Raw genomic sequence first — 25,190 nt, 5'->3', positions numbered from 1 at the left:
GTACCGGTGATCGTCTCACTCGTCTTGTTCTTGTTGGCGCGGGCAGCCGTAGCTGTAGGTGCCGATTGCAGCCCCGCTGTAGTTGATGCTGGCCAGCGTGTTGTCGGTGTTGTAAGCTCGCGTTTCACTGACTCCGTTATTATACACGCTGCCGGTCATCACACTGCGGCCAGCCGCATCGCTGATACTGAAGCGGACTTCGCTCTCAGCACTGATGCTGACGCGCGCACTTCCCGGAGCATCCGCATCCAGAGTAACGGCCGCACCGCCAGTGGCCGTGGTCGCGGCCAGCTTGGTGAGCACGGCGTCGAGCGAAAAAGAGTGCTGATACCTTATACGAAGTCCACGGCCTATCGAGTTATTTGAAAACTCATTGCTAATGTGAGCCGTTTGGGCGAGAGCCCCGGTTTTGCGGTGACGAAACCGAGGCTATCGCCTAAACGGCTCATTTAATCGGCAAGCCGGTCAACCGCTGGCCCGTAGCCTCCAAACAACAAAAAGCACTGGAGGGTCGACACGACGTACCCTGTGTCGCCCTTCGGGCTAAAGTTTCCCCTGACGGGGCGGATCCACCACGAGCGGCCAAGACCGGCGGCTAGTGCCTTGCCGCTCACCATTGATCCGCTCTGTCGACTAAGGAACCTCCATCCGGGATTCTCGTGGTTTCATCCAGACAGCGGGATTTTTTCAGGCATAACGGTGGTGTCCGAAGAGAAAGGATGGAGACTCCTCACGCAAATCATTCGGCCACCACCGCGGGTGCCTCCGAACATTCACCATCCTTGGCTTTCCCGCGACGAACCCGGAGGGACCTTTTTGGTTGCCCTCATTCCGCTACTCGTAGTCCCACTTCATGATCCAGGGATCTTCGAACTTCTTCTGCAGCTTTTTCAGCTTCTGCTGGTACTCCTGCAGAACCTTGTCGTAGGCTGGATCCGCGGCCAGGTTATTGGCTTCGTGCGGATCGGTTTGGACGTCGTACAGCTCGAATGCCGGACGGTTGATGTACTGGTCCACCGTCTTCAAACCGTACGCTGCGTCGGGGCCTTTCTGGTACTGAGCCTGCCAACTGCTGGCCGCCCAGAGGTCCGAAGCAAACGGATAGGGCAAGCCGTGGGCGATGTTCCAGATCAGCTTGTACTGCTTGTCGCGCACGACCCGCATCGGGTAGTACATCGTGATCTCGTGGAAGGTGTGCGAGGCGAACAACGTCTCCCAGTGTTCCGCCTGAGGGTTTTCCAGCAGATGCAACCAGGACTTGCCGTGGTAGCTGCGGAACTGGTTGCCGCCACTGCGGTTCTCCTTGACCGCCTCACCACGCTCCTTCCAGAACTGATCCGGATTGATCCACTTCTTGGGACCATTGGTCTGCGGATCCAAACCGCCGGCAAAGTCGACCAGTGAAGGCGTGATATCGATGTGGCTGATCAAGGCATCGGTTTCGATTCCGCGCTGTTCCACGTAAGGATTGCGGACCACAAACGGTACGCGCAAACCCGCTTCGTAGACGGTCGTCTTGCCACCGGCAAAGGCCATCCCATGATCCGACGTGAAGACGATCAGGGTTTTGTCGTACAGATCGTTCTCCTTCAGGATCTCGACCAACCGGGCCAAGCCACGGTCGATGCGAGAACACGACTGATAGTACTGCGCCAGCTCCTCGCGGGTTTCCGGCGTATCGGTCAGAAACGGCGGCACGACCACGTCGGCCGGATCGTAGAACACCTCGTCGACGCCTTGGTGTGAGCCCCGCTCGGGCCGGTTGCCGAACAGATTCGGTTTCAACTCCAGCGACGACGTCTGGTCGATCCCGCCACCTCGGTGGGGATCCGACGTCCCAAAGTACAAGAAGAACGGTCGTTCGTCGTCAGCGGTGATGAACTCGCGGCTCTGCTCGGCCATTTGCACGGCGTTTCGCGTGCGGCCTTGCATGTAGGTCTCGAAGTGAAAAACCGTCTCCGGCGCGACGTGGTACTTGCCGATCTGGCCCGTCCGGTAACCTTCGCGAGCCAGCACCCGTGGCAGGGCCAGCGAGACCACGTTGTGGTACGAGTTGAACTTGTGGAAGTGATGCGTGTGGCCGTATTGACCGTTCTTGTGATTGTGCAACCCCGACATGATCACCGAGCGACTGGCGCTGCACGAAGCGGTGGTGGCAAAGGCGTTGCGAAACAGCACGCCATCGGCGGCCAAGGCATCGATCGCCGGCGTTTTCGCTACCGGGTCGCCGTAGCAGCCCAGCGTCGGACTCTCGTCATCGGTGACGAAGAAGATAATGTTTTTCTCCGCCGCTCCGGCCGATTGCCAGGCCGGAATCGCCAACAGCAGCAAGGCGAACAAACAAAGGTAGGTACGCGACATGGTGTTTCAAGAAGTCCTAAAAGGTTCGAAGCATGCGGAAATCGGCAGGAAAGCTTTCAGGACGCTGCCCGGCCGACGACGCGAGTCATTCTAGTTGACCGGCATCGCCGGTGGGGTCCTGGCACCATCGCTCGCCAACCGGCTACACTAAACGCATGTCCACGCCACCCGCTCGTTACGCCGAACTGCACTGCCGCTCGAACTTTTCGTTCCTGCACGGGGCTTCGCATCCCGACGAATTGGTCCAGCGGGCCTCGGAGCTGGGTTACGACGCGTTGGCTCTGACCGACCAGGCGTCCCTGGCCGGGGTGGTCCGCGCCTTCGGACACGCTCGGGATTTGAACTTTCGTCTGCTGGTCGGCGCGGAGGTCTATCCCGAGGACGCGCCTCCGCTGGTGCTTTGGCCTCGCGACCGCGCCGCGTACGGGCGGCTGTGCCGGTTGCTGTCGCGGGGCCGGATGCGTGGCGAGAAGGGTACGTGTTCGCTGCGCTGGGACGACGTAGCGGAACTGCAGGAGGGGCTATTGGCCGGAGTGTTTTGCCCGCTGACCGCCCAGGAACGTCAACTGCCCGGCCGCAAGGCACTCTCGCGCGTCAAGGAATTGTTCGGCGACCGCGCGTACCTGTTGTGCGAGCTGCACCGCGGCGTCGACGACGTCCCGTGGGCCGAACAACTGGAGCAGCGGAGCCGCGCGACCGGCTTGCCGCTGGTGGCCGCCGGCGACGTCCACTACCACTGCAGCCAGCGGATGATTCTGCACGATTGCGTCACGGCGATTCGCAACGGTACCACGATCGATCAGGTTCACGCCCAGCGCTTCGCCAACAGCCAGCGGCATCTGCGCAGTTTGCCCGAGCTGCAGCAGGTATATCGACGGGTTCCGGGGGCCTTGGAGCGGACGCTGGAGGTCGCCGGGCGCTGTGCGTTTCAGCTGGACGAGCTGCGGTATGAGTATCCCGAGGAATTGGCTCCGGCAGGCGTCACCCCGCTGGAACACCTGAAGCGATTGGTTTGGGAGGGGGCCCAGCAGCGTTGGCCCGGTGGCGTTCCCCAGCGGATCATCAAGGCGTTGAAGCACGAGATGCAGTTGATCCAAGAACTGCGTTATGAAGCGTACTTTTTGACGGTGTGGGATTTAGTACGCTTTGCCAAGAGCCAACAGATCCTGTGCCAGGGCCGTGGTTCGGCTGCCAACTCGGTCGCCTGTTATTGCCTGGGAATCACCAATGTCGATCCCAGCCGCACCGACCTGCTGTTCGAACGGTTCATCAGCCGCGAACGCAACGAGGCCCCGGACATCGACGTCGACTTTGAACACCAGCGGCGCGAGGAGGTGCTGCAGTATCTGTATCAGAAATACGGACGCGAGCGAGCCGGTTTGACGGCGACCGTGGTGACCTATCGGCTGCGGAGCGCCGTCCGCGAGGTGGGCAAAGCCATGGGGTTATCGGCCGACACGATCGATACGCTGGCCAAGTACGCCGATGGTCGCAGCGGCGGTGACGACGTCATCCAGCGTTTCGAAGAATGCGGCCTGGACACCACCTCCGACACCGGCAAACGGTTCGTCTACCTGACCACGACGTTGATGGGATTCCCGCGGCATCTTTCCCAGCACGTCGGCGGGATGGTGATGACCCGCGGCGACCTGTGCGAGCTGTGTCCGATCGAAAACGCCGCGATGGCCGGGCGGACCGTGATCCAGTGGGACAAGGACGACCTGGAGGAACTGGGAATCCTGAAGGTCGACGTGTTGGCGCTGGGAATGCTGTCGGCCTTGCGGCGCAGTTTCGCCCTGATCGCCCAGCACCACGACCGGCCGCTGTCGCTGGCTAACATCCCGCCCAACGACACGGCGACCTACGACATGATCTGCCGAGCCGACACGGTGGGCGTGTTCCAGATCGAAAGCCGGGCGCAGATGAGCATGCTGCCGCGGCTGCGCCCACGCTGTTACTACGACCTGGTTGTCGAAGTAGCGATCGTGCGTCCCGGCCCGATCCAGGGCAATATGGTGCATCCGTTCTTGAAAGCTCGCCAGAACCCACAAGCGGTCCGGTACCCCAACGAGGCGATTCGCCAGGTGCTCGAGCGAACGCTGGGCGTGCCGATCTTTCAGGAACAAGCGATGCGATTGGCCGTGGTCGCAGCCGGTTTCACGCCGGGCGAAGCCGATCAGTTGCGGCGTGCGATGGCGGCCTGGCGACGGCCCGGAGTGATCGACCAGTTTCGCATCAAATTGATGGAAGGCATGCGCCGCAACGGATTGAGGGGCGAGTTTGCCGAACAGGTCTTTCATCAGATCAAGGGTTTTGGCGAGTACGGGTTTCCCGAATCGCACGCCGCCAGTTTTGCGTTGTTGGTGTACGCATCCAGTTACGTCAAATGTCATTACCCGGACGCGTTCTGCGCGGCGATTCTCAACAGCCAACCCATGGGCTTTTACGCTCCGGCCCAGCTGATCGCCGATGCGCGGCAGCACGGCGTGCAGGTTTTGCCGCCGGACGTCAACCACAGCCAGTGGGACTGCACGTTGGAATCCGCGTCGGAATCCACCGAGCGCACCGGCAAGCCGGTGCGATTGGGGCTGCGAATGATCCGTAGCTTGCCCACAGGCGTGGCCGAACGATTGCTGGAGCAGCGTGAGGCCGGCGGTCCGTACCAGGACCTGTCAGACCTCAACCGCCGCGTAGCGCTGGGGAAGGCCGCCTTGGGGCTGTTGGCCGACGCCGATGCGTTGGGCAGCATCACGAGCAACCGGCGCGCGGCCCTGTGGGAGGCGCTGGCCCAGGACGACAGTCAGGACCGGCGGCCCCTGTTTGCCGAATTGCAAGACGGCGGCGACGAGGAACCGCCGGAGCGTCTGTTGCCCCCGTCGCCCCTGGAACAGGTGTATGCGGACTACAACACGACGGGCGTCAGCCTCCGCGGCCATCCGCTGCAGTTTTGCCGAGAGGAACTGGACTCGCTGGACTGTGTGTCGGCCGCCCGTCTGGCGACGCTGCGTCACGGCCGCCGGGTCCGCGTGGCCGGTCTGGTCCTGCTGCGGCAGCGACCCTCGACGGCCAAGGGGATCACGTTTGTGACGCTGGAAGACGAGACGGGCAGCGTCAATCTGGTGATTTTTTCGCAGGTCTGGCAGCGATACTACAAAATCGCCAAGACCAGCAACGCCTGGCTGGTCGCCGGGACGCTGGAAAACCGGCAAGGGGTGATCCACGTCGTGGTCGGCGGCCTGGAAGATCTGGCCGGGCACGTCGACGGCCTACAGGTGCGTTCTCGCGATTTTCGCTAAGCGGGTAGAGCCAGCTTGATCCCGAACTCGGCTTGCCGATAGATTGATGCCGTGAACGATCCACATGCCACGAACGACTCCTCTGCCGGGCTGACCCAAGCCCAGCTGGCGCATGCGTTGGCGGCCGCCACCGAACACCTGCGGCGGATCGGTGTGACGCACCTGCCGCATGGCGACGTCCAGGCCGGCGCCCGGTGGCTGGCCCAGTACTTGCCCAGCCCCGCGGCGGCCGAGTCGCCCCCGCCGGCGGCCGCCGCTGTGCCGCCTCCCGCCGCGGCGGCTCCGGCCACGCCGAACGCGGCCCCGCCTATCGCGACCCCGCCGGCTTCGGCTGCGCCCCCGGCGGCAGAAAACACGCCCCATAAATCCTACCCCCTGGCCCTGCCGCTGGCCGAGCGTCAGACCCAGCTACAGCAGATGGCCGCCCAGGTGGCCGCCTGCACGCGCTGCGCAGAATTGGTTGCCAGCCGGCGCCAAACCGTCTTTGGCGAAGGCAGTGCCGAGGCGCGGGTGGTGTTCTTTGGCGAAGCTCCCGGTGCCGAGGAGGACCAACAGGGCCGTCCCTTTGTCGGCCGAGCGGGGCAGTTGCTGGACAAGATGATCGAAGCCTGCACGCTGCGGCGCGAGGACGTCTACCTGCTGAACACCCTGAAATGTCGCCCCCCCAACAACCGCAACCCGCTGCCCGACGAACTGGATAACTGCCGCCCCTACTTCGAAGCGCAACTGGACGTGATCCAGCCCGAGTACATTGTTTGCCTGGGCTTGTTCGCCGCCCAGAGCCTGCTGCGGTCGAAGCTGTCGGTGGGCCGGCTGCGCGGCCGTTTCCACGACTACCAGGGCAGCAAGGTGTTGGTGACCTACCACCCTTCCTACCTGCTGCGCAACGTCTCGGCCAAGCGGTTTGCCTGGCAAGACCTGCAGATGATGATGGCGGACATGGGCGTCAGCCCCTGAGCAACAGCGGTTGCCCCGAAGAAGCCGCGGTTGCCGAGCGGTGTCGTGGGGACGGTTGGTAAAGCCGAGATTTAGAAATAAACCGAATACCGAATACCGAATACCAAGACCTTTTCAGGACAAGACTAACGCGATGAAAGAACGGGACCCCCGCGAAGAACAGGAATTGCCTGAGGAGGCCATTGGCGAGGACGAGCTGGAACGTCCGCAACCGGCCGACGAACCGCTGCGCAGCTACGCCGGCGGCGACCTGCTGAAGGTGATGCGGAGCACGATCAACCGGCTGGAACGCGACCGCACGGCCGTCGGCGACCTGAAAATCCTGTCCCGCACCCTGCGCGAGCTGCGCTACGCCTTCAAAGTCTTTCGGCCCTACCGGCGTCGCCGCAAAGTCACGATCTTCGGCTCGGCTCGCACCGATCCGGAACACCCGCAGTTTCAGACCGCCGAAAAGATGGCGCGGGCCATGGCCAAGCACGGCTGGATGGTCATCACCGGCGCCGGCGGCGGGATCATGGAAGCCGGCCACAAGGGGGCGGGCCGCGAAGCTTCGATGGGTCTGAACATCATGCTGCCCTTCGAACAACATTCCAATCCCTACATCGACGGGGATCCCAAACTGGTCACGCTGAAGTATTTCTTCACGCGAAAATTAATGTTCGTCAAGGAAACCAGTGCGATCGTTTGCTGTCCCGGTGGTTTTGGCACGCTGGACGAAACCTTCGAAACGATCACGCTGCTGCAAACCGGCAAACAAACCATGATGCCGCTGATCCTGTTGGACGAACCCGGCGGCACGTACTGGCGCGACCTGGGCACCTTTATGAACAACCACCTGATGGAAGGTGGGATGATCAGTGCCGAGGATATTCGGCTGTACAAAATCACCGATTCCGTCGACGAGGCGGTCGAGGAAGTGTTGCGGTTTTACCGCGTCTATCACAGCCTCCGCTACGTCCGCAACCAGCTGGTGCTTCGCTTGAAAACACCGCTCAGCGATGCACTCTTGGAACAAATCAATTCGCGGTTTTCCGATATCCTGGTCGAAGGCCGCTTCGAACAGCGAGACGCTCTGCCCGAGGAAAGCTCCGAACCCGAACTGGCCGACCTGCCCCGCTTGGTCTTCCACTTTGATCGCCGAGCCCTGGGACGACTGCGGATGCTGATCGACTTTATCAACGACCCGTCCGCCGGCGAAGATTACCTGCACGCCAAGTAAGTTCGGCTAACCATGACCCAACCATCGACGCCCGAGCTGCAGCGGCTGCGCGAGCAAGCCTTGCAGCAGAATCGCCGGGTCTACGACCGGATGGCCGCCGATGGCGAACCGCTGTGCCGCCCGGTGGACGACAAGGATCTGGTGGATCCGCTACGGACGGTCGATCCGCTGGGTTGGTTGGGAGGTTCGATCGCGGGCTGGAACGTGCTGTGCCTGGCCGCCGGCGGCGGAAAACACAGCGTGCTGTACGCCACGGCCGGTGCCAGCGTGACGGTCGTGGACCTGAGTCCCGCGATGTTGGAACTGGATCGCCAGCAGGCGGCCCAGCGGGGACTGGCGATTCGCGTCATCGAAGCTTCGATGGATGCGCTGCCGATGTTGGACGACGAGCAGTTCGATGCGGTGATTCATCCGGTCAGCAGCTGTTACCTGCCCGACGTGCAAACGGTGTTCGCCGAAGTCGCCCGTGTGCTTCGCCCCGGCGGGCTGTACATCAGCCAGCACAAACAACCGGTCAGCCTGCAGGCCTCGCACGCGCCGCTGGGCGGCGGATACCAACTGCAGCATCCCTATTACACCGATCAACCGGTTCCGGCTCCGCCCCGAGACAATCAGGTGACGGCGCGGCTGCGCGAACCCGACGCGGTGGAGTACCTGCATCGCTGGGAACAGCTCGTCGGCGGCATGTGTCGCCAGGGGTTCGTGATCGAAGACCTGGTCGAACCGGTGCACGCCAAAGCGGACAGTGTGCCCGGCAGTTTCGCCGCCCGCGCCCGCTTCGTCGCCCCGTACGTGCGCATCAAGGCTCGCCGCCGGCACACCGCCACGACCGCCAAGACGCTGATTCTATAAGTGTCGCCTTTCGCTCCGCCGAAAGTGGTCTCAGTGTCGCCTTTCGCTCCGCCGAAAGTAGTCGCGGTGTCGCCTTTCGCTCCGCCGAAAGTGGTCTCCTGCAAGTGTCGCCGCCCCTACGACCGTTACCTGCGGTTTATCTTCCTCTTCCCCGCAGCGGAAACCGCCGCCTCCACACCGCTCGCCGGCGCCGCGTGACGTAGCTTCTGACAGTCCGGTTTACGACGGACCTTCGCCCGTACCTGTCAGGGATACCTCGATGACACAGCAAAACCAACGGCGCCGCCGGCAATCTTTGGTCGACACCGAAGTGCAGGGAAGCCTGCTGCGGAAACTGGCCCTGCACTGGGGCGTATTCTTTCTGGCCAACACGCTGGCTTTGATGATTTGGATCCGGATGTTCGAGCAGCCCGAAAGCGGTTGGGGCGAAACGATGCTGGAGAGCCTGCGACGGTTCCTGCCGTTCTACGTGATCAGCCTCGCCCTGATCCCCGCCTTTATCTGGGACACGTTGCAGCTGACCAATCGTTTTGCCGGTCCGATCATGCGTCTGCGCAGCGCCCTGTCGGCCGCTTCGGAGGGCCGCAGCGTCGCTCCGCTGAAGTTTCGCGGCGGCGATTTCTGGCAGGAGCTGGCCGACGATTTCAACGCCGTGGTCTGTGCGAAAGCCGGCTCCGATCGTTCCGCTTCCGATTCCGACGCCTCGTAGGACCCTCGCGATGACACCTCAATCACGTCCCACGCGGGCTGCGGCCAGAGGACGTCGCGGAGTCGCCGCGGTCGAATTCGCGGTCTGCCTGCCGGTGTTGATCCTGCTGGTCTTCGGCGCGATCGAAGCGGCCAGTTTTATTTTCCTGAAACAGTCCCTGAATGTCGCCGCCTACGAAGGCTGTCGAGCCGCGATTCGCGCTTCGGGCACCAATGCCGAAGCCGAATCCAAAGCCGTCGCCATCCTCGAGGCACGCAACGTCCACGACGCTCGCGTGCGTTTTGTCAGCGGCGATGTCAGCGCCGTCGGGCGCGGCGAGCCGGTGGTCCTGGAAGTCCTCGCCCCGACGCGTGCCAACAGCCCGCTGGCCGGACAATTCATCGATAACCGCGACCTGACGGCTCGCGTCGTGATGGTCAAGGAGTAATGCAGATGCAATCCCACCGGACACCCTCGATCGCCCCGCGCAAGCGGCACCGTGCTTCGGGCCGGCCCGCTTCGCCGCGGCCCGCTTCGCCGCGAGTGACTTTGGGCGCTGGACTTCCGCGTTCCTGCCGTCGCCGCCGCGGGGCCATGCTGATTCTGCTGGCCGCCGCCATGATCCTGTTCATGATCACTGCGGCGCTGGGAATCGACCTGGCGCGGATGCATCTGGCCCGAACCGAACTGCGAACGGCCACCGACGCGGCGGCCAAAGCGGCCGCGGAAGCCTTGTCACGCACTCAGGATATCGATGCCGCGGTGGCTCGCGGCACCGAGATCGCCGCGGCCAATCACGTCCATGGTGTTCCCCTGCGTCTGCGGGCGGACGACTTCGTCTTCGGTCGCTCTGAACAGGACGCCGACACCGGTCGCTTTGTCCTGGATCCGGCCGGCCGGCCACGCAACAGCGTGCGGGTCGTCGGCCAGCGGTCGGCCGACAGCGCGTCGGGCGCGGTTCCGTTGATGTTCGGAGGCCTGTTCGAACGCGACTACTTTGAACCTCAACAGCAAGCCGTAGCGACCTACATCGAACGCGACATCGTGCTGGTGGTCGATCGCAGCGGTTCGATGAAGGGAACTAAATTCAGCGACCTGCAGTTGGCCATCGGCGTGTTTGCCGAGACGCTCGGCAGCACGCCCGTCGAAGAACAGGTGGGACTGGCCTCGTACAGCGACCGGGCGACCGCCGACGTCGCATTGACCGGCGACCTGTCCGCGCTCTCCGCCGGCATGAACCGGCTGACCCCCGGCGGCTTTACCAGCATCTCGCGAGGCATGGCCGCCGGGGCGCGCATCATCGTCGACGGTCGCTCTCGCGAGTTCGTCGAACGCACCATGATCGTGATGACCGACGGGCGGCACAATCGCGGTCCGGAACCCCGCGAGGTGGCCAGTCGCTTGGCCGCCGAGGGCGTGGTCATCCACACCATCACCTTCGGGGCCGACGCCGATCGGCCGCGGATGCAAGAGGTCGCCGCGATCGGACGCGGTCGCCACTACCACGCCGACAACGGTTTGCAGCTCCGCGACATCTACCAAGAAATCGCGCTGACGCTCAGCACCATGATCACCGAGTAACTCGAACCACCGCAATCCGATGAAGACTTCTGTTACAGCCCCCCACCGCCGCTGCCTTCGTCGTCCGCTGGGCAAACCGGCACGAGCCGGCGTGACGGCCGTGGAATTCGTGTTCGTAGCGACGATCGCGTTCGTGTTCTTTTTTGCCGCCTTTGAATTCTGCCGCGTGGCGATGATCCGTCACACGGTCGACAACGCGGTGTACGAGGGTTGCCGGCGCGGCATCATCCCCGGCGGCACCGCCGCAGACGTCTCGGCGACCGCTCGTCAAATCCTCGCGACCATCGGCGTCGACAACGCCCGCATCACGGTCACGCCTTCGACGATCACCGAGGCCGATCGCGACGTCTCGGTGCAGATTCGCGTACCGCTGGACAGCAACAGTTTCGTGCCCACGAATTTCTTCCGCGGCAAAACCGTCCAGCGCTCGTTGACGCTGCAGCGCGAAGGCACGACCTAGGTCACGCCGACGTGACCGCTCGATCGCCGAGGTTTCCGTAGCGGTGGTAGTCATGCGAAATGGCTTGTTCGCGAAGGTACCACAGCAATTCAACGCGTCCTTCGGCAGCGACACGGCGGCGAATAATCGATACGAACTGTTCGGCACACGCTTCTTGAATCACTGCCGCCAGCGGCTCGGACGACAGGATTCGCAAACGGTCGACAGCTCCTTCGTTGATCGCCGCGACCAGCTCTTCGTCGCTTTCGGGTAACCGTTCGATCCGTCCCGACCAGGCGTCGATCAACCGCTGCAAACCCTTGGCGACTGGCTCGCATTCGCCGGGCCGATACGAAAACACCGCACGGCATCCGACGGCCGCGGCGGCGACGGCGGCCACCAGCACGTCGACCAAAGGGACCTCGGCCTGCAAACGGATCCTCAAGTGCGGCACGGGCAGGTAGCGGCGAAGGTTATCCTGACCGAGCAACTTCAGGGGGTCGTAGCAGCGCCCGAATTCGCTTTCGACCGCTCGATCGATCGAGGTGGCGGCCGCCCGGAAGGTTGCCAGTTCCGCTTCGCCCAGTTCACCGGCGGCGGCCAATTGCCGCACGGTCTGAACGCCCGCGGCCACCACGTCTGAAAGTTTCGTTTCGTCCGGTTTGCCTGCCTGGTCCGGGTCTGCTGTTTCGGCCGCGCCGGTCGGCCGCGTCTCGTCCAGTTTTCGGTGCGTCATCAGCCCGGCCACGTAGTTCGGTCCGCCGGCTTTCAGACCGGCCCCCAGAGCGCTGGCCCCCATCCCGCCGAAGGGTTGCCGCAGGACGATCGCTCCGGTCGTCGGGCGGTTGATATACAGATTGCCTGCGCGAATGGTTTCGCGCCACAGCTGTTGCTCGCGGTCGTCCAGCGACTCCAGTCCGCTGGTCAAGCCGTATCCGGTGGCATTGACGATTCCGACGGCTTCGTCCAGCGTGCGGTAGGGCATGACCCCCAGCACGGGGCCGAACAGTTCGGTGCGATGGGTAAAACTGCCCGGTTGCACATTCCATTTGACGCCTGGTCGATACAGGTTGGGATTGTCGCCAACGTGTTCGGGAAGCACCGCCCAACTCTCTCCCGGCTCCAGTTCTTTCAGGCCGCGAGCCAGTTCGTCACTGGGCGGCCGGATCAGAGGGCCGATCCGGTTGGCGACGTCCCAGGCACTGCCCACGCGAAGGCTTTGCACGGCGTCGACCAACAGGTTGCGAAACGAACGGTCCTCATAGACCTCCTGTTCGAGCAACAACAGCGACGTGGCGCTGCATTTCTGGCCGCCGTTGCTGAAGGCCGAATGCAAGACGTGTTTCACGGCCAAGTCGCGATCGCTGAGCGCCGTGACGATCGTGGCGTTCTTGCCGCCGGTCTCGGCCATCAGCTCCAGATCGGGCCGCTGGCGGAGCATGGATTTCGCGGTGGCCGTCCCCCCGGTCAAAACCACGCAACTCAGACGATCGTCGGAGATCAGAAACCGCCCGGCATCGGCGCCTCGGCAGGGCAGAAACTGTAGCGCCTCGGCCGGAACGCCGGCCTCCCACAGGCATTGGCAAACTAGGAAGGCCGGCAGAACCGTGTCGCTGGCCGGTTTCAGCAGGACCGTATTGCCGGCGGCCAAGCCGGCGACCACACCGCCACAGGGAATGGCGACGGGAAAGTTCCAGGGACTGATCACCGCGACCACGCCGCGAGGTCGCGAACCGATCGCCGGATCCTGGAACTCGGCTGCGGCCAGCGGATAGAACTCGGTGAAGTCGATGGCCTCGCTGACCTCCGGATCCACCTCCAGGACCGTCTTGCCACCGTCGGCCACCGCCGCGGCGATCAGGTCGCCGCGTCGCTGTCGCATCAACGCAGCGGCTCTGCGCAGGATCTCGTGTCGCTGCTGTGGCGAACGTTCGCGCCAGCGGCTGGGATCGTCGACGGCCGTCTGCACCGCCCGCCGGATCTCGCTCTGGCCCGCTTCGACATAGCGGCAGGAAACCACGCCGGGGCGCGAGGGGTCAAAGGATTCTCGCACGCCCAGCCCTGCCGCCTGAGCCTCGGGCGGCCCAATCATTTGATCGCCCACCACCACAGCCGCCTCGCTGGCTCGCCCGTCACATCGCCCCTTCCAATCGTCCAGCACCCGCCCGATCCACTCCGCGTTGTGAGGCAGCGACCAGTCGGTATCGGGATCGTTGACGAATTCGCGCCAGTGTGCCGCCGCGGGCACCGCCGGCGGGTCCTGGCGACGGTCCTGAGTGCGTCGTGGCGCGACCGATACCGAATCGATCGCATCGAAGGACGTCCGAAAACCTTCGACCAGTTGCTGCCACTGCGGCGAATCCACTTCCAGACGAAAGGTGTGCCGCAGAAAGTTTTCCGCGCCGGTATTCTCGTCCAAGCGCCGGATCAGGTACCCGATGGCATACAGGAACTCGTCCCGCCGACAGGCCGGCGCGTACAACAGCATCTCTCCGGCGGCTTCGAACAGCGCTCGCCTTTGGTGATTGGCCATGCCTTCGAGCATTTCGAACTGAACCTGCTGCAGCACCCCTTGGCGATCGGCCCACAGCAGGGCCAGTGCGACATCGAACAGGTTGTGCGAGGCGACGCCGATGCGCACCGCGGCCGCGTTGTCGGGCTGCATCAACAGACGGAGCATGCGTTTGAAGTTCGCGTCGGTGTCGCGTTTGCGTTCATAGGGTGCCTGGGGCCAACCGGCCAGCGCGGCCTCGACCCGCTCCATCTCCATATTGGCCCCTTTCACCACGCGGACGGTCAGCGGTTGCCCGCCGTTGGCAACGCGGCCTTTGGCCCACTGCACCAGTTGTTCGAGCGCGCCATAGGAATCGGGAACATAGGCCTGCAGGGCCACCCCGGCCCGGGCGCCGAGCAATCCCTCGCGGTCGAGCGCCTGTTGCAGGCAGCGCACCGTCAGGTGCAGGTCGCGGTATTCCTCCATGTCCAGGTAGACGAATTTGGAGGTCTCCACGCCGTCGGGGCGGCGGTATCGATGCCGGGCCGCAGCGCGGTACAGCAATTCCAGCCGATCGGCCACCACGTCGACCGTATGCTGGTGGGCCAGCGGCGAGATTTGCGAGTAGATCGTGGAGATTTTTACCGAGACGCACTCGATGTCCGGATCGGCCAGGGCGTCGAGATACATCTTCAACCGCCGCCGAGCCTCGCGTTCGCCCAGCAGGGCTTCGCCCAAAAAATTCACATTCATCCGCACCCCTTCGGCGTAGCGCAGGCGGAGGTGCTGCACCAACATCTCCCGCTCGGCCGGCAGGATCACGTTGGCCGTTTCGCGGCGCATTTTCTCTTTGACCAGGGGGATCGCCACGCCGGGCAGGTAACTGCCAAAGGATTGAAAGCCGCGCAGCAGCGTGCGATCCAACGGACTGAAGAAGCGCGGCACGCCCTGCAGGTCCAGGATATGGGTCAACTGGTCGGCCACGCGGGCGGGGGTACGCGTTCGAAACGCCTGGTCGGTCATGGCCACCAGGGTGGCCTTGTCCTCGATCCGGGCGAGCATGCGGTCCAGTTCCGCCTGTTGGGCGCGTTCCTCGGCCGTAAGCAGTTTTCGCGAGCGGCGCAGCAACTGCGCCGCGATCGCGACCGCCGCGGCCGCATCCTGCGCTGGCGTGCCCCCCGCGGATCCGGTGTTTTCAGAGCGGTGGGGCTGCAGCAGCGACTCGAGGGACACTTGGTCGTCGGCGTCGAGCATGGTCGAAGGGTATCCGGGCACGAGGAGGGTCACAGCGAGCGATCATGCCATCCCTTGATGGGGGATCGCCCGTCAATTAAAAATTTCGGGATTGCGAGGCCCCGAATTGTTCGCTTTCCTACTCATCGGCTCGGGTTGGGCTTGCAAGGGCGTCGATTACTGGCATACTAGCCCGTTTTCCATAGTGATTGGACAGTCGAAGGATAATAGAAGACGATGGCTGAGGTTCTACACGTCGAAAAACGCGAACAAATGGGTTCGGCTGCAACCACGCGGATCCGCCGCAGTGGTCGGGTTCCTGCCGTATTGTACGGACATGGAAAAGACAACGAACACCTGTCGATCTCGCGTAGCGAAGTCGACGCGTTGATCCGCCACCACGGACGCGCTGTCGAACTGCAGGGTTCGGTGACCGACACCGCGATGGTCAACGATGTCCAGTGGGACGCGTTGGGTATCGAGGTGCTGCACCTGGACCTGTTGCGCGTCAATTTGAAGGAAGAGGTCGAAGTGGCCGTCGCGATTCGCCTGGTGGGTGAAGCCGCCGGGACCCGCGAGGGCGGCATTTTGATCGAAAACCTGCACGAAATCGAAATCCGCTGTGCGGCCGGCAGCATCCCCGAATCGTTGGACCTGAACGTTTCGGAACTGCAACTCGACCAACACGCCGTGGCCGGAGATGTGGAATTGCCTTCGGGCGTCGAGCTGATCACCGACCCGGAAACGGTCGTTGCCCGCGTCGAAACGCCTCGCGAAGAGGTGCCGGCCGAGGAAGCTGCGGCCAGCGACGAACCGGAAGTGATCGGCAAGAAGGAAGAACAAGAGGAAGGCGAGGGCGAATAAGCCCGCCTGGCCCCTGCGATGCACGGTGACCGGACAACGCAATGAAACTGGTGATCGGCCTCGGCAATCCCGGCCGTCGCTACCAACAAACCCGTCACAATGTGGGTTTCGTGGTGGCGGCCGAAGTCGCGAAGATCGCCGGCGGGGACTCGCCAAAGGTTCGCTTCTCCGGTGAATTCGCCGAAGGCTCGATCGCCGGCACCCGCGTCGGTGTCCTCTGCCCGACAACCTACATGAACGCCAGCGGCCAGAGCGTACGCAAAGCCGTTGATTTTTACAAACTGGACCCAGCTGATATCCTGGTCGTATGCGATGACCTGAACCTGCCCCTGGGCCGGCTTCGCATCCGCCCCAGCGGTTCGGCTGGTGGCCAAAAAGGACTTGCCGATATCATCCGCCACCTGGGCACCGAAGCGGTGCCGAGACTGCGGGTCGGAATCGACCCGGCTCCGCCAGGCTGGGCCGTCCCGGACTATGTCCTCAGCAAGTTCAAGCCTGGCGAACAGAACACCATCGACGACGCGATCGGACGGGCTGCGATTGCCGCCGCCGATTGGGCCGAACACGGTGTGGATTACTGCATGAATCGCTACAATGGCAGCCCTACGACGCAGTAACCCTCCGGTACTTGTTCCGCATTACGCCGGATCCTCCGCACACGACTGACCGGTTTCGTACCGACTCGCCGCGCTTAAGCCGAGCCGGTCCGAACCGATTGACAACCTCGTATTGATTTCATTCCATTCCCAATGGAGGCAGTGGCCACCGTGGCAAAGAACGTTTACGAAACGCTGTTGATTCTGGACAGCAACAAATACGCCCGCGACCCCGGTGGCGTGGCCGAAGCCCTGAATAAGTTGATCGAAGACATCGACGGCACGGTCTTGGCCAGCCGTTTGTGGATGGAGCAACGCTTGGCCTATCCCATGGATGGCCACCAGAAAGGTACCTACTGGTTGCTGTACTTCGAAGCCGAAGGCCGCCGCCTGACCGAACTGGACCGGGCCTTCACCCTGCACGACGGCATCATTCGCGAGATGACCCTGCGGATCGATCCGCGACTGGTCGAGCCGATGCTGGCCAACGCCCGCGGCGAATACCACCGGGACGAGGAAGCCGGCGAAGAAGAAACCGCCGCGGCCGAATCGTCCGAACCAGCCACCTCGGCTGCTGAATGACGTTCGCCCAGCGAGCAACGCTCGGCGGCCGCACCGTCCCTTTTTTACTGACCCTGCGAGGACCCACCCCATGGCCAGCTACAACCGCGTGATCCTGGTCGGCAACCTGACGCGTGACATCGAACTGCGGCACACCCCGGGCGGGACCGCGGTGACCGATGCGGGCCTGGCGGTCAACGATCGCCGCAAAAGCCAGTCGGGCGAATGGGTCGAAGAGGTCACGTTTGTGGACGTCGTGATGTGGGGCCGGACCGCCGAAGTCGCCAGCGAATACCTGGGCAAGGGCTCGCCTGTCCTGATCGAAGGACGGCTGAAGCTGGATACCTGGGAAACCGACGGCCAAAAGAAATCCAAGCTCCGCGTCGTCTGCGAACGGATGCAGATGCTCGGCGGCCGCAGCGACAGCGGCGGCGGCGGCGGCTACAACAGCGGCGCCAGCAACCACAGCAGCAGCAACAGCAGCAACGACTACCAGGCCCCTCCGGGCAACCGCGAAGCCCAGCCCACCGGCGGCAGCGGCTACGACGACCCGAACATCCCGTTCTGATCCCCGTCCATTTTCTCCAATCATTTCTATTGACGCCTCGGCCCCGCGGCCGACTGCGAGGTTCGAAATCATGCCGAAAAGCAAAAACCGCCGCAAAAACCTTTTCAACCGCTTGCCCAAGGGCGACCAGGGCGGCATCCGCTTGCTGCTGATCCACAACGTCGAACACCTCGGCAAGCAGGGCGATATCGTCGAAGTCAAACCCGGCTACGCCAACAACTTTCTGCTGCCTCAAGGCTTGGCGACCGTGGCCACCGATCACCACAAACGGATGGTCGAGAAGCACCGCGAGAAACTGCGCCAGCTGGAACTGGAAAAGCTGGTCGAGTACCGCTCGCGGGCGGCCGAAATCAGCCGCCAGTCGATCACCATCGAAGCCAACGCCAACGACGAAGGCCTGCTGTACGGCAGTGTCGGCGCCAGCGACATCGCCGATGCCCTCAAGGGCGTGGGCATCACCGTGCCGCAGGATCAGATCCGCCTGCAGGGCCCGCTGAAGGAACTGGGACTGTACACCGTCAAGATCCACCTGCACGCCGAAGTCGACGCGGAACTGAAGGTCTGGGTCGTGCCGACGGTCAGCGCCGAAGAACAGGCGGCCGTACGCTAACGAGCCCGCGTGGGGGCCGTGGCGGAACTGGCAGACGCGCTAGATTTAGGATCTAGTTCCTTCGGGAGTGCAGGTTCGATTCCTGTCGGCCCTATTTGACCACCTCTTGAGACTCGCCTCGGCACGGTGGCCGAGACGAGTCTTTTGTTTTGCATATCATTGACGATTTGGGTGCCGCTTTCTACATTCGTGCCAAACTGCCGGACGTTGTTGGTTACGATTTCTCCCTTGTCGGCGGTAACACTTCCATTCATTTTGAGGACAACATGGCTAAGAAAGCGTCTCCGTCAGGCAAGATGGTTTACTACTTCGGCAAGACCAAGACCGAAGGTCGCGGCAAATCCAAGGCCCTGCTGGGCGGTAAAGGATTGAACCTGGCCGAGATGACCGCGATCGGCCTGCCGGTGCCCCCCGGCTTTACGATCACCACCGACGTCTGCGATCGCTACTACAAGAACGGCGAAAAAGTCCCCGCCGGCTTGATGGACGAAGTCGGCAAAGCCGTTTCGATCATGGAGAAGGAACTGAAGAAGAAGTTCGGCGACGACTCCAACCCCCTGCTGGTTTCGGTCCGCTCCGGTGCAGCCGTTAGTATGCCCGGGATGATGAACACGATCCTGAACCTGGGCTTGAACGACGCGGCCACCGAAGGCTTGGCCAAGGCCACCAACAATCCCCGCTTCGCCTACGACGCCTACCGCCGCCTGATCAACATGTTCGGCGACGTGGTGATGGGCATGGAGCACCACACGTTCGAAACCGCCTTCGACAAGATCAAGAAGAAGTACAAGGTCACCGAGGACACCGACGTCCCGGCCGACGGCTTGAAAGATCTGTGCGACGCCTACAAAGCCGTGTACAAGAAGCACACCGGCGAAGAATTCCCCCAAGACCCCTTCAAGCAGCTGGAACTGGCGATCGAAGCGGTCTTCGGTTCTTGGAACACGCCGCGAGCGGTCAGCTACCGCCAACTGGAAAACATCCGCGGACTGCTGGGCACGGCCGTCAACGTCCAGTCGATGGTCTACGGCAACATGGGCGAGGATTCGGGTACCGGCGTGGCCTTCACCCGTAACCCCAACACCGGCGAAAACAAGTTCTTCGGCGAATTCCTGATCAACGCTCAGGGCGAAGACGTCGTGGCCGGTATCCGCACGCCGCAACCGGTCGCGGAGATGCCCAAGTGGAACAAGGCTGTCCACAAGCAACTGCTGGAGATCAAGCAGACGCTCGAGACGCATTACAAAGAGATGCAGGACATCGAGTTCACGATCGAAAAGGGCACCTTGTACATGCTGCAAACCCGGACCGGCAAACGGACCGGTTTGGCAGCCGTCAAGATCGCCTGCGACATGGTCAAAGAAAAACTGATCACGCAGAAAGACGCCGTGCTGCGAGTTCCGGCCAACGACCTGACGCAGTTGCTGTTGCCCAGTTTCAAGACCACCGCTCGCAACGCCGCCGACGTCCTGGCTCGCGGCTTGCCCGCTTCGCCCGGTGCCGCCGTCGGCAAGTTGTCCTTCAGCGCCGAAGACGCTCGGGAACGAGCCGACGCCGGCGAAAAGGTGATTCTGGTTCGTAAAGAAACCAGCCCCGAAGACGTCGACGGCATGCACGCCGCGGCGGGCATCCTGACCAGCACCGGCGGGATGACCTCCCACGCCGCCGTGGTCGCACGCGGCTGGGGCAAGTGCTGCGTGGCCGGAGCCGGCGACGTGAAGATCAACGAGAAGACCAAAAAGATCACGGTCGACGGCCGCACCTTCGGCGTCAAAGACGTGATCAGCCTGGACGGCACGACCGGCGAAGTGATGGCTGGCGAAGTCGAAACCCAAGAGCCGACGCTGGCCGGCGACTTCAGCAAACTGATGGGCTGGGCCGACCAGTTCCGTCGCCTGCAAGTGCGCACCAACGCCGACTCGCCCGCCGACAGCAAGCGGGCCCGTGACTTCGGCGCCGAAGGCATCGGCCTGTGCCGCACCGAACACATGTTCTTCGAAGGCGACCGGATCACGCACATGCGGGCGATGATCCTGGCCGACAACGAAGCCGACCGCCGGGCGGCGCTGAAGAAACTGCTGCCCTTCCAGCGCAAAGACTTCGAAGGCATCTTCAAAGCCATGAACGGCCTGCCCGTGACGGTCCGCCTGCTGGATCCGCCGCTGCACGAGTTCCTGCCGCACGAAGACAAAGCCCAGAAGGAGATGGCCAAGGAACTGGGCGTCAAACCCTCGGAAGTCAAAGCGCGCACCGAGTCCCTGCACGAGTCCAACCCGATGCTGGGCCATCGCGGTTGCCGCTTGAGCGTGACCTACCCGGAAATCCTCGAGATGCAGGTGCGGGCCATTGTCGAAGCAGCGATCCGCTGTGCTAACAAGAACATCGACGCCCGGCCGGAGATCATGATCCCCTTGATCGGTACCGCAGCCGAATTGCAAACATTGCGGACCCGTGTCGAGGAGGTGATCGAAGAAGTGGTCGCGCAGAAGAAATTCGATGGCAAGCTGGACATCCTGATCGGCACCATGATCGAAATTCCTCGCGCCGCGCTGACCGCCGACGAAGTCGCCGAGCACGCCGACTTCTTCAGCTTCGGCACCAACGACCTGACGCAGATGACGTTCGGCTACAGCCGCGACGACGTCAACACGTTCCTGCCCGATTACCTGGACAACGACTTGTTGCACGTCGACCCCTTCCAGTCGCTCGATACGACCGGTGTCGGCCAGTTGGTCGAAATGGGCGTCGAGAAAGGCCGCAGCGTCAAGAAGAAGTTGAAAGTTGGCATCTGTGGCGAACACGGTGGTGATCCCGCTTCGATCGAGTTCTGCAACCGCGTCGGACTGGACTACGTCAGCTGCAGTCCCTTCCGCGTGCCGATCGCCCGTCTGGCGGCGGCTCAGGCGGCTTTGAACGCCAAGAAGTAACTCTCGTAGCTAGGTTTCCCTAGCTACGGCGAATCCACGACAAGGCCACGCTCGCCGGCACCCGCCGCGAGTCGTGGCCTTGCCTGCAAAATGCTTTCCCCACCATCCACTGCGAGCCCAGTACCCATGTCGGACGTCCACGCCGCCTACAACGAAGTCGAAAAACTGATCGATGCCGAACAGTACGAAGAGGCCATCCCGCGTCTGAAAGAGATCGTCCAACAAGACGACTCCTTCGTTCTCGCCCACCTTGCCCTGGCGCGGGTGTACACCAAGACCGGTCAGCACGTCGAAGCGATCGAGCACGGCCAGAAGGCCTGCGAGCTGGAACCGAACGATGCGTTCAACTTCACGGCCATGAGCGTGACGTACCAACGCGCCTGGGCCGGTACGCAGGACCAGCGTTACATTCAACTGGCCGAGGATGCGATGGCCCAAGCGCGGATGCTGGAAGGCTGAGCGCGTTGCCCGCCAAAGCTTGCTGCCGACCGGCTCAGCGGGCGGGCTGGGAACGTTCCAGAGGAGACGGGGCGGGCCGAGCCGGCGCGGAATCGCCCAGCAAACTAATCGCCACGACCAGGATAACCGCCAGTACGGCGCCGATGCCAAACCACAGTCCCCACCGCAGACTGTCGACCTGGTATCCGCCGGATGAGGTTTGGGAAAAGGCGGCGTTCTCATACTGTCGCAACGCGGCCATCGCCTTGGCTTCGCGGAGCCGCTGTGCGTCGGCCGACTCCGGCGTGGCAGCCGCGTCGCTGGAAGCCTGCACTTCCGCCCGAGCTTCCTCCTCAGCGACGAACCTCTCACCAGGGCCTGCGCCGCCGTCGTCTCGTTCCGGCGGCAGCTCGACTCCGGCCGCGGCGAGCAAGTCGCTCACGGGCACTTTGGCCGAACCGAAGTACACGCTCTGTTCGGGCTGGACCGCGACGGCGCGGCGAATACGGTGCCGCACGCCTCGCAGGTCGATGGACACGCCGTTGGTGCTGTCCAGATCTTCGACGATCCAGGTGGCTTCGGGGCCGACCAGAAAGCGAGCGTGCAGGGCGGAGACGCTGGCGTGTTTCAGGCAGACATCGTTCTCGGCGGCGCGGCCGATGAAAAGAATCTTTTCCGCCGCCTTGCTATCCGGCCAGACCAGCCGCAAGGATCGCCCCAGCGTGATCTTTGCGTCGGCGCCCAGCTCCGTCCGTTCGGTGATCCGCTGGCCGTCGAGAAAGGTTCCATTGGTACTGCCGCAGTCTTCCAGGTAATAGCGGTCGGCGACGCGATCGATCCTGCAGTGGTGCGCCGACACCTTGGGCGCGTCGATCAGCAGGTCGCAGTCTTCGGCCGATCCGATCAGCCACTGTTGATCGATCATACCGGCGTGCCTACAACCCAGCGTTATCGTCGCGCGAGAGAAGGAATCGAAAACGTTGCTCGCCGATCTGGAATTCGGCATCCTGGTCCAAGGTAACTCGGTCGATGCGGACCCAGGTTCCATTGACGCTGCCCGCATCTTCGATTTGCCAGCGGTCGCCGACGCAGGAAACCCGGGCGTGCAGCGGACTGAGATACGGATCGTCGGTGGGTACCAGGTCGCACTGCGAAGCATCGGCTCCGATGGTCGCACCGCCGGAGCCGATGCGGAATTGCGGCTGCCGTTCGGGCGTCAACAGTTCCAAGTAGAGGGTTGGGCAAGTCGGGCTGGATTCGCCATGAAAGGAACGCGTCGACCGGATGTCTTGATCGGCGGGGCCGGGAGGCGACGTCAGCCTGACGCGATAGCGATGGCTAGCCAGAATCAATTCTTTTCCATCGGCCAGCGGGGCCCGATTGACGCGAACGAATGTTCCGTTGGTGCTGTTCAGGTCGACCAATCGCCAACGCGTCTCGCCTTCGACACGAACCGACGCGATCTCCAAGTGCTTGGCGGAAATATCGGGATCGTTGGGGATGACGATCGTTCCTTCGACGCGGCCGATGATGGTTCTCGCTCGCCGCACCCGCCAGACCTCACCCTCGAGCAATTGGCCGTCGTCCAGGGCGACCAGCCGCGGCACGGGCGGGCGGCGGTGCGGGCGGAAGATGGGCGTCGTATCGGGCTCCAGCGGTTCCAGTGGTTCCCGCGGCGGGCGAACCGAGTGCGGAACCGGCTCGAGCATCGTCTCCTTGGCCTCGTCTTGTCGCCGCAGGTTTCGCCCGGACCGGCCGGCCGGGTCTTCGGGAAAGACTTCGATCGCCGTCCGCGGTGGGGCGCCAGCTCCGGCCGTGGCAACCCGCGTTCCACCGGCGACCTGCCGAGATGCGGCCGTTTCTCGCGGCGGCATGACACTGCCGCAGGCCGGACACGTACCGCCGGCGCTCAGCAGTGAAGCGTTGCAGACAGGGCAGGCGGGCATCAGCGTTGCCTTGGAAACAAGAAGAGCAGAAGAAAAGGGTCGCGCGACAGGTTCCAGGATAACCGATTGCCCTGCAAACGCCAAAACCGCGGGCGGCCGGTCAGGGGGACGAGCTGTTGATTTATTATTCCGCTTCGGTGATAGCCGCGATTTCGTCAGTGCAGAACCGGGGCTATCGCCCAAACGGCTCACCCAGGTGTTTGGCCCGTGCCCGGTTTCTAGCTGTACCCGGGTTCTAACTGTAGCCGCCGGACAGCTCGGCGGCGCGGCGCACCCGTTCGATGGCGATCATGAAGGCGGCGGTGCGCAGCGAGACGTCCTTCTGTTGACTGGTCTCCCAGACGCTCTCGAAGGCTTCGACCAGGGTGTGTTCCAGCTCGCGGCGGACACGATCGAGGCTCCAGCGATAGTGTTGGCGGTTCTGCACCCATTCAAAGTAGCTGACCGTCACACCGCCGGCATTGGCGAGGATGTCGGGCAGGACGATCGTGCCGCGATCGTGAAGCATCTTGTCGGCCAACGGAAAGATCGGGCCGTTGGCCGCTTCGATGATGATCGGCGCCTGGACCTGATCGGCGTTCTCCGCGGTGATCACACCGCCCAGGGCTGCCGGGATCAGAATATCCACATCATCCAGCTCCAACAGCGCGTTGCCCGGCAGTTTTTCGCAGTGACTGTAGCCGCGGAGCTGGCCCGTGGGATGGTCCAGGATGTAGCGCAGCATGTCCGGGATGTTCAGGCCTTCGGGGTCGTAGTAGGTTCCCGAGATATCACTGACCGCGACGATCGGAAACTGGGCATCGTGCAGGAATTTAGCGGCGTGCGAGCCGACGTTGCCAAAGCCCTGGATCGCGACGCGGCTCTTCTCGGCCTTGCGTCCGAGCCGCCCGATCAGTTTCATCGTCAGGATGCCGACGCCTCGCCCGGTCGCTTCTTCACGTCCCTTGGCCCCGTATTCCTCGACCGGTTTGCCGGTGATCACCGCGGGATTGAAGCCGTGATACTTCTCCCACTGGTTTCGAAACCAGCTCATCACCCGATAGTCGGTTCCCATATCGGGTGCGGGAATATCACTATCGGGGCCGACGATGTCCTGGATCTTGTCGACGAACGCACGGGTGAGATTTTCTTTCTCACGCAGACTGAGCTTGCGGGGATCGACGCCGATGCCGCCTTTCGCGCCGCCATAGGGCAGGTCCACCACGGCGGTCTTCCAGGTCATCAAACTGGCCAGCGAGCGGACCTCGTCCAGATTGACTTCGTGATGATAACGCAGGCCGCCCTTCATCGGACCGCGACTATTGTTGTGCTGGACGCGAAAGCCCAGGTAGGACGCCAGTTCGCCGTTGTCGCGTTCCAAAGTCACCTGCACGGTGACTTCGCGATTGGCCATCAACAGCATGTTGCGCATGTCCGGAGTCAATTCCAGGATTTCCGCGGCTTGATCGAAAAAGTACTGAACCGCTTCGAATGCACGCATCGCGAAAATCCTTCTTCTTGCTCGGTTGGACGACTAGGCTCTGTCCGACGAACCTGGTGGGGACCTGGACAGCGCCTAAG

At 63.0% G+C, this 25,190-nt stretch carries 22 protein-coding genes and 1 tRNA gene; 17 read left to right on the top strand and 6 right to left on the bottom strand.

The window, feature by feature from the left end; genetic code table 11:
* Nucleotides 1–15: 15 nt before the first annotated feature.
* Both GE027_RS19865 and GE027_RS19860 read right to left on the bottom strand, forming a co-directional pair.
* The gene (locus tag GE027_RS19865) at nt 16–303 is read right to left on the bottom strand and encodes a hypothetical protein (protein WP_153558973.1); all 288 of its coding nucleotides are present in this window, start codon (nt 301–303) and stop codon (nt 16–18) included.
* Between the two features lie 531 nt (nt 304–834).
* On the bottom strand, nt 835–2,361 hold the full coding sequence (locus GE027_RS19860) for a sulfatase family protein (RefSeq protein WP_153558972.1): 1,527 nt from the start codon (nt 2,359–2,361) through the stop codon (nt 835–837).
* A 155-nt stretch (nt 2,362–2,516) separates the two neighbouring features.
* On the opposite strand from GE027_RS19860, the gene GE027_RS19855 reads away from it, so the two are divergent.
* The 9 genes from GE027_RS19855 (at nt 2,517) to GE027_RS19820 (ending at nt 11,414) form a co-directional block, all read left to right on the top strand.
* Nucleotides 2,517–5,657 carry an error-prone DNA polymerase gene (locus GE027_RS19855; RefSeq protein WP_153558971.1) on the top strand — a complete coding sequence of 1,047 codons (3,141 nt, stop codon included), beginning with the start codon at nt 2,517–2,519 and terminating at the stop codon, nt 5,655–5,657.
* Between the two features lie 51 nt (nt 5,658–5,708).
* On the top strand, nt 5,709–6,614 hold the full coding sequence (locus GE027_RS23475) for a uracil-DNA glycosylase (protein WP_237607683.1): 906 nt from the start codon (nt 5,709–5,711) through the stop codon (nt 6,612–6,614).
* 133 nt (nt 6,615–6,747) lie between these two features.
* Nucleotides 6,748–7,833 (top strand): LOG family protein, encoded by a 1,086-nt coding sequence (locus GE027_RS19845; protein WP_153558970.1) that lies wholly within the window; start codon nt 6,748–6,750, stop codon nt 7,831–7,833.
* Between the two features lie 90 nt (nt 7,834–7,923).
* Nucleotides 7,924–8,685: a class I SAM-dependent methyltransferase gene (locus GE027_RS19840; protein WP_153558981.1), complete on the top strand. Its 762-nt coding sequence runs from the start codon at nt 7,924–7,926 to the stop codon at nt 8,683–8,685.
* Between the two features lie 66 nt (nt 8,686–8,751).
* Nucleotides 8,752–8,883, top strand: coding sequence for a hypothetical protein (locus GE027_RS23620; RefSeq protein WP_261344072.1), 132 nt, complete (start codon nt 8,752–8,754; stop codon nt 8,881–8,883).
* Between the two features lie 61 nt (nt 8,884–8,944).
* On the top strand, nt 8,945–9,394 hold the full coding sequence (locus GE027_RS19835; protein WP_153558969.1) for a hypothetical protein: 450 nt from the start codon (nt 8,945–8,947) through the stop codon (nt 9,392–9,394).
* Between the two features lie 10 nt (nt 9,395–9,404).
* Nucleotides 9,405–9,821: a TadE/TadG family type IV pilus assembly protein gene (locus GE027_RS19830; RefSeq protein ID WP_153558968.1), complete on the top strand. Its 417-nt coding sequence runs from the start codon at nt 9,405–9,407 to the stop codon at nt 9,819–9,821.
* A 5-nt stretch (nt 9,822–9,826) separates the two neighbouring features.
* Nucleotides 9,827–10,954 (top strand): vWA domain-containing protein, encoded by a 1,128-nt coding sequence (locus GE027_RS19825; RefSeq protein WP_237607681.1) that lies wholly within the window; start codon nt 9,827–9,829, stop codon nt 10,952–10,954.
* A gap of 19 nt (nt 10,955–10,973) precedes the next feature.
* Complete coding sequence (locus tag GE027_RS19820) at nt 10,974–11,414, top strand: TadE/TadG family type IV pilus assembly protein (protein ID WP_153558967.1); 441 nt, start codon at nt 10,974–10,976, stop codon at nt 11,412–11,414.
* A gap of 1 nt (nt 11,415) precedes the next feature.
* On the opposite strand, the gene GE027_RS19815 is transcribed toward GE027_RS19820, so the two are convergent.
* The gene (locus GE027_RS19815; RefSeq protein WP_153558966.1) at nt 11,416–15,141 is read right to left on the bottom strand and encodes a bifunctional proline dehydrogenase/L-glutamate gamma-semialdehyde dehydrogenase; all 3,726 of its coding nucleotides are present in this window, start codon (nt 15,139–15,141) and stop codon (nt 11,416–11,418) included.
* A gap of 216 nt (nt 15,142–15,357) precedes the next feature.
* Here GE027_RS19815 and GE027_RS19810 point away from each other — a divergent pair, with 216 nt between their 5' ends.
* From GE027_RS19810 to GE027_RS19775, 8 genes are all read left to right on the top strand, one after another.
* Nucleotides 15,358–15,984 (top strand): 50S ribosomal protein L25, encoded by a 627-nt coding sequence (locus GE027_RS19810; RefSeq protein WP_153558965.1) that lies wholly within the window; start codon nt 15,358–15,360, stop codon nt 15,982–15,984.
* A gap of 41 nt (nt 15,985–16,025) precedes the next feature.
* On the top strand, nt 16,026–16,601 hold the full coding sequence (gene pth, locus GE027_RS19805) for an aminoacyl-tRNA hydrolase (protein ID WP_153558964.1): 576 nt from the start codon (nt 16,026–16,028) through the stop codon (nt 16,599–16,601).
* 132 nt (nt 16,602–16,733) lie between these two features.
* The gene (rpsF, locus tag GE027_RS19800) at nt 16,734–17,162 is read left to right on the top strand and encodes a 30S ribosomal protein S6 (RefSeq protein WP_390621613.1); all 429 of its coding nucleotides are present in this window, start codon (nt 16,734–16,736) and stop codon (nt 17,160–17,162) included.
* Nucleotides 17,163–17,232: 70 nt separating this feature from the next.
* Nucleotides 17,233–17,709 carry a single-stranded DNA-binding protein gene (gene ssb, locus GE027_RS19795; RefSeq protein WP_153558962.1) on the top strand — a complete coding sequence of 159 codons (477 nt, stop codon included), beginning with the start codon at nt 17,233–17,235 and terminating at the stop codon, nt 17,707–17,709.
* A gap of 70 nt (nt 17,710–17,779) precedes the next feature.
* Entirely contained in the window at nt 17,780–18,319 is a 540-nt protein-coding gene (rplI, locus tag GE027_RS19790) for a 50S ribosomal protein L9 (protein ID WP_153558961.1), read from the top strand.
* Between the two features lie 12 nt (nt 18,320–18,331).
* Nucleotides 18,332–18,413 (top strand) — tRNA-Leu (locus GE027_RS19785).
* Nucleotides 18,414–18,585: 172 nt separating this feature from the next.
* Entirely contained in the window at nt 18,586–21,246 is a 2,661-nt protein-coding gene (gene ppdK / locus GE027_RS19780) for a pyruvate, phosphate dikinase (RefSeq protein ID WP_153558960.1), read from the top strand.
* A 126-nt stretch (nt 21,247–21,372) separates the two neighbouring features.
* A complete protein-coding gene (locus GE027_RS19775; RefSeq protein WP_153558959.1) occupies nt 21,373–21,705 on the top strand; it encodes a tetratricopeptide repeat protein in 333 nt (110 codons plus the stop codon).
* A 34-nt stretch (nt 21,706–21,739) separates the two neighbouring features.
* Here GE027_RS19775 and GE027_RS19770 read toward each other — a convergent pair whose 3' ends face one another.
* The 3 genes from GE027_RS19770 to GE027_RS19760 all read right to left on the bottom strand — a co-directional run bounded on the left by GE027_RS19770 (nt 21,740) and on the right by GE027_RS19760 (nt 25,110).
* Nucleotides 21,740–22,609 (bottom strand): FHA domain-containing protein, encoded by an 870-nt coding sequence (locus GE027_RS19770; protein ID WP_162006839.1) that lies wholly within the window; start codon nt 22,607–22,609, stop codon nt 21,740–21,742.
* A 10-nt stretch (nt 22,610–22,619) separates the two neighbouring features.
* On the bottom strand, nt 22,620–23,630 hold the full coding sequence (locus tag GE027_RS19765; RefSeq protein WP_153558957.1) for an FHA domain-containing protein: 1,011 nt from the start codon (nt 23,628–23,630) through the stop codon (nt 22,620–22,622).
* Nucleotides 23,631–23,865: 235 nt separating this feature from the next.
* On the bottom strand, nt 23,866–25,110 hold the full coding sequence (locus GE027_RS19760; protein ID WP_153558956.1) for a Glu/Leu/Phe/Val family dehydrogenase: 1,245 nt from the start codon (nt 25,108–25,110) through the stop codon (nt 23,866–23,868).
* Nucleotides 25,111–25,190 lie beyond the last annotated feature (80 nt).

Source organism: Roseimaritima sediminicola (assembly GCF_009618275.1).
Lineage (GTDB): Bacteria > Planctomycetota > Planctomycetia > Pirellulales > Pirellulaceae > Roseimaritima > Roseimaritima sediminicola.
Note: the sequence above shows the minus strand (reverse complement) of the source record. Positions and strands in the feature narration are given on the sequence as shown.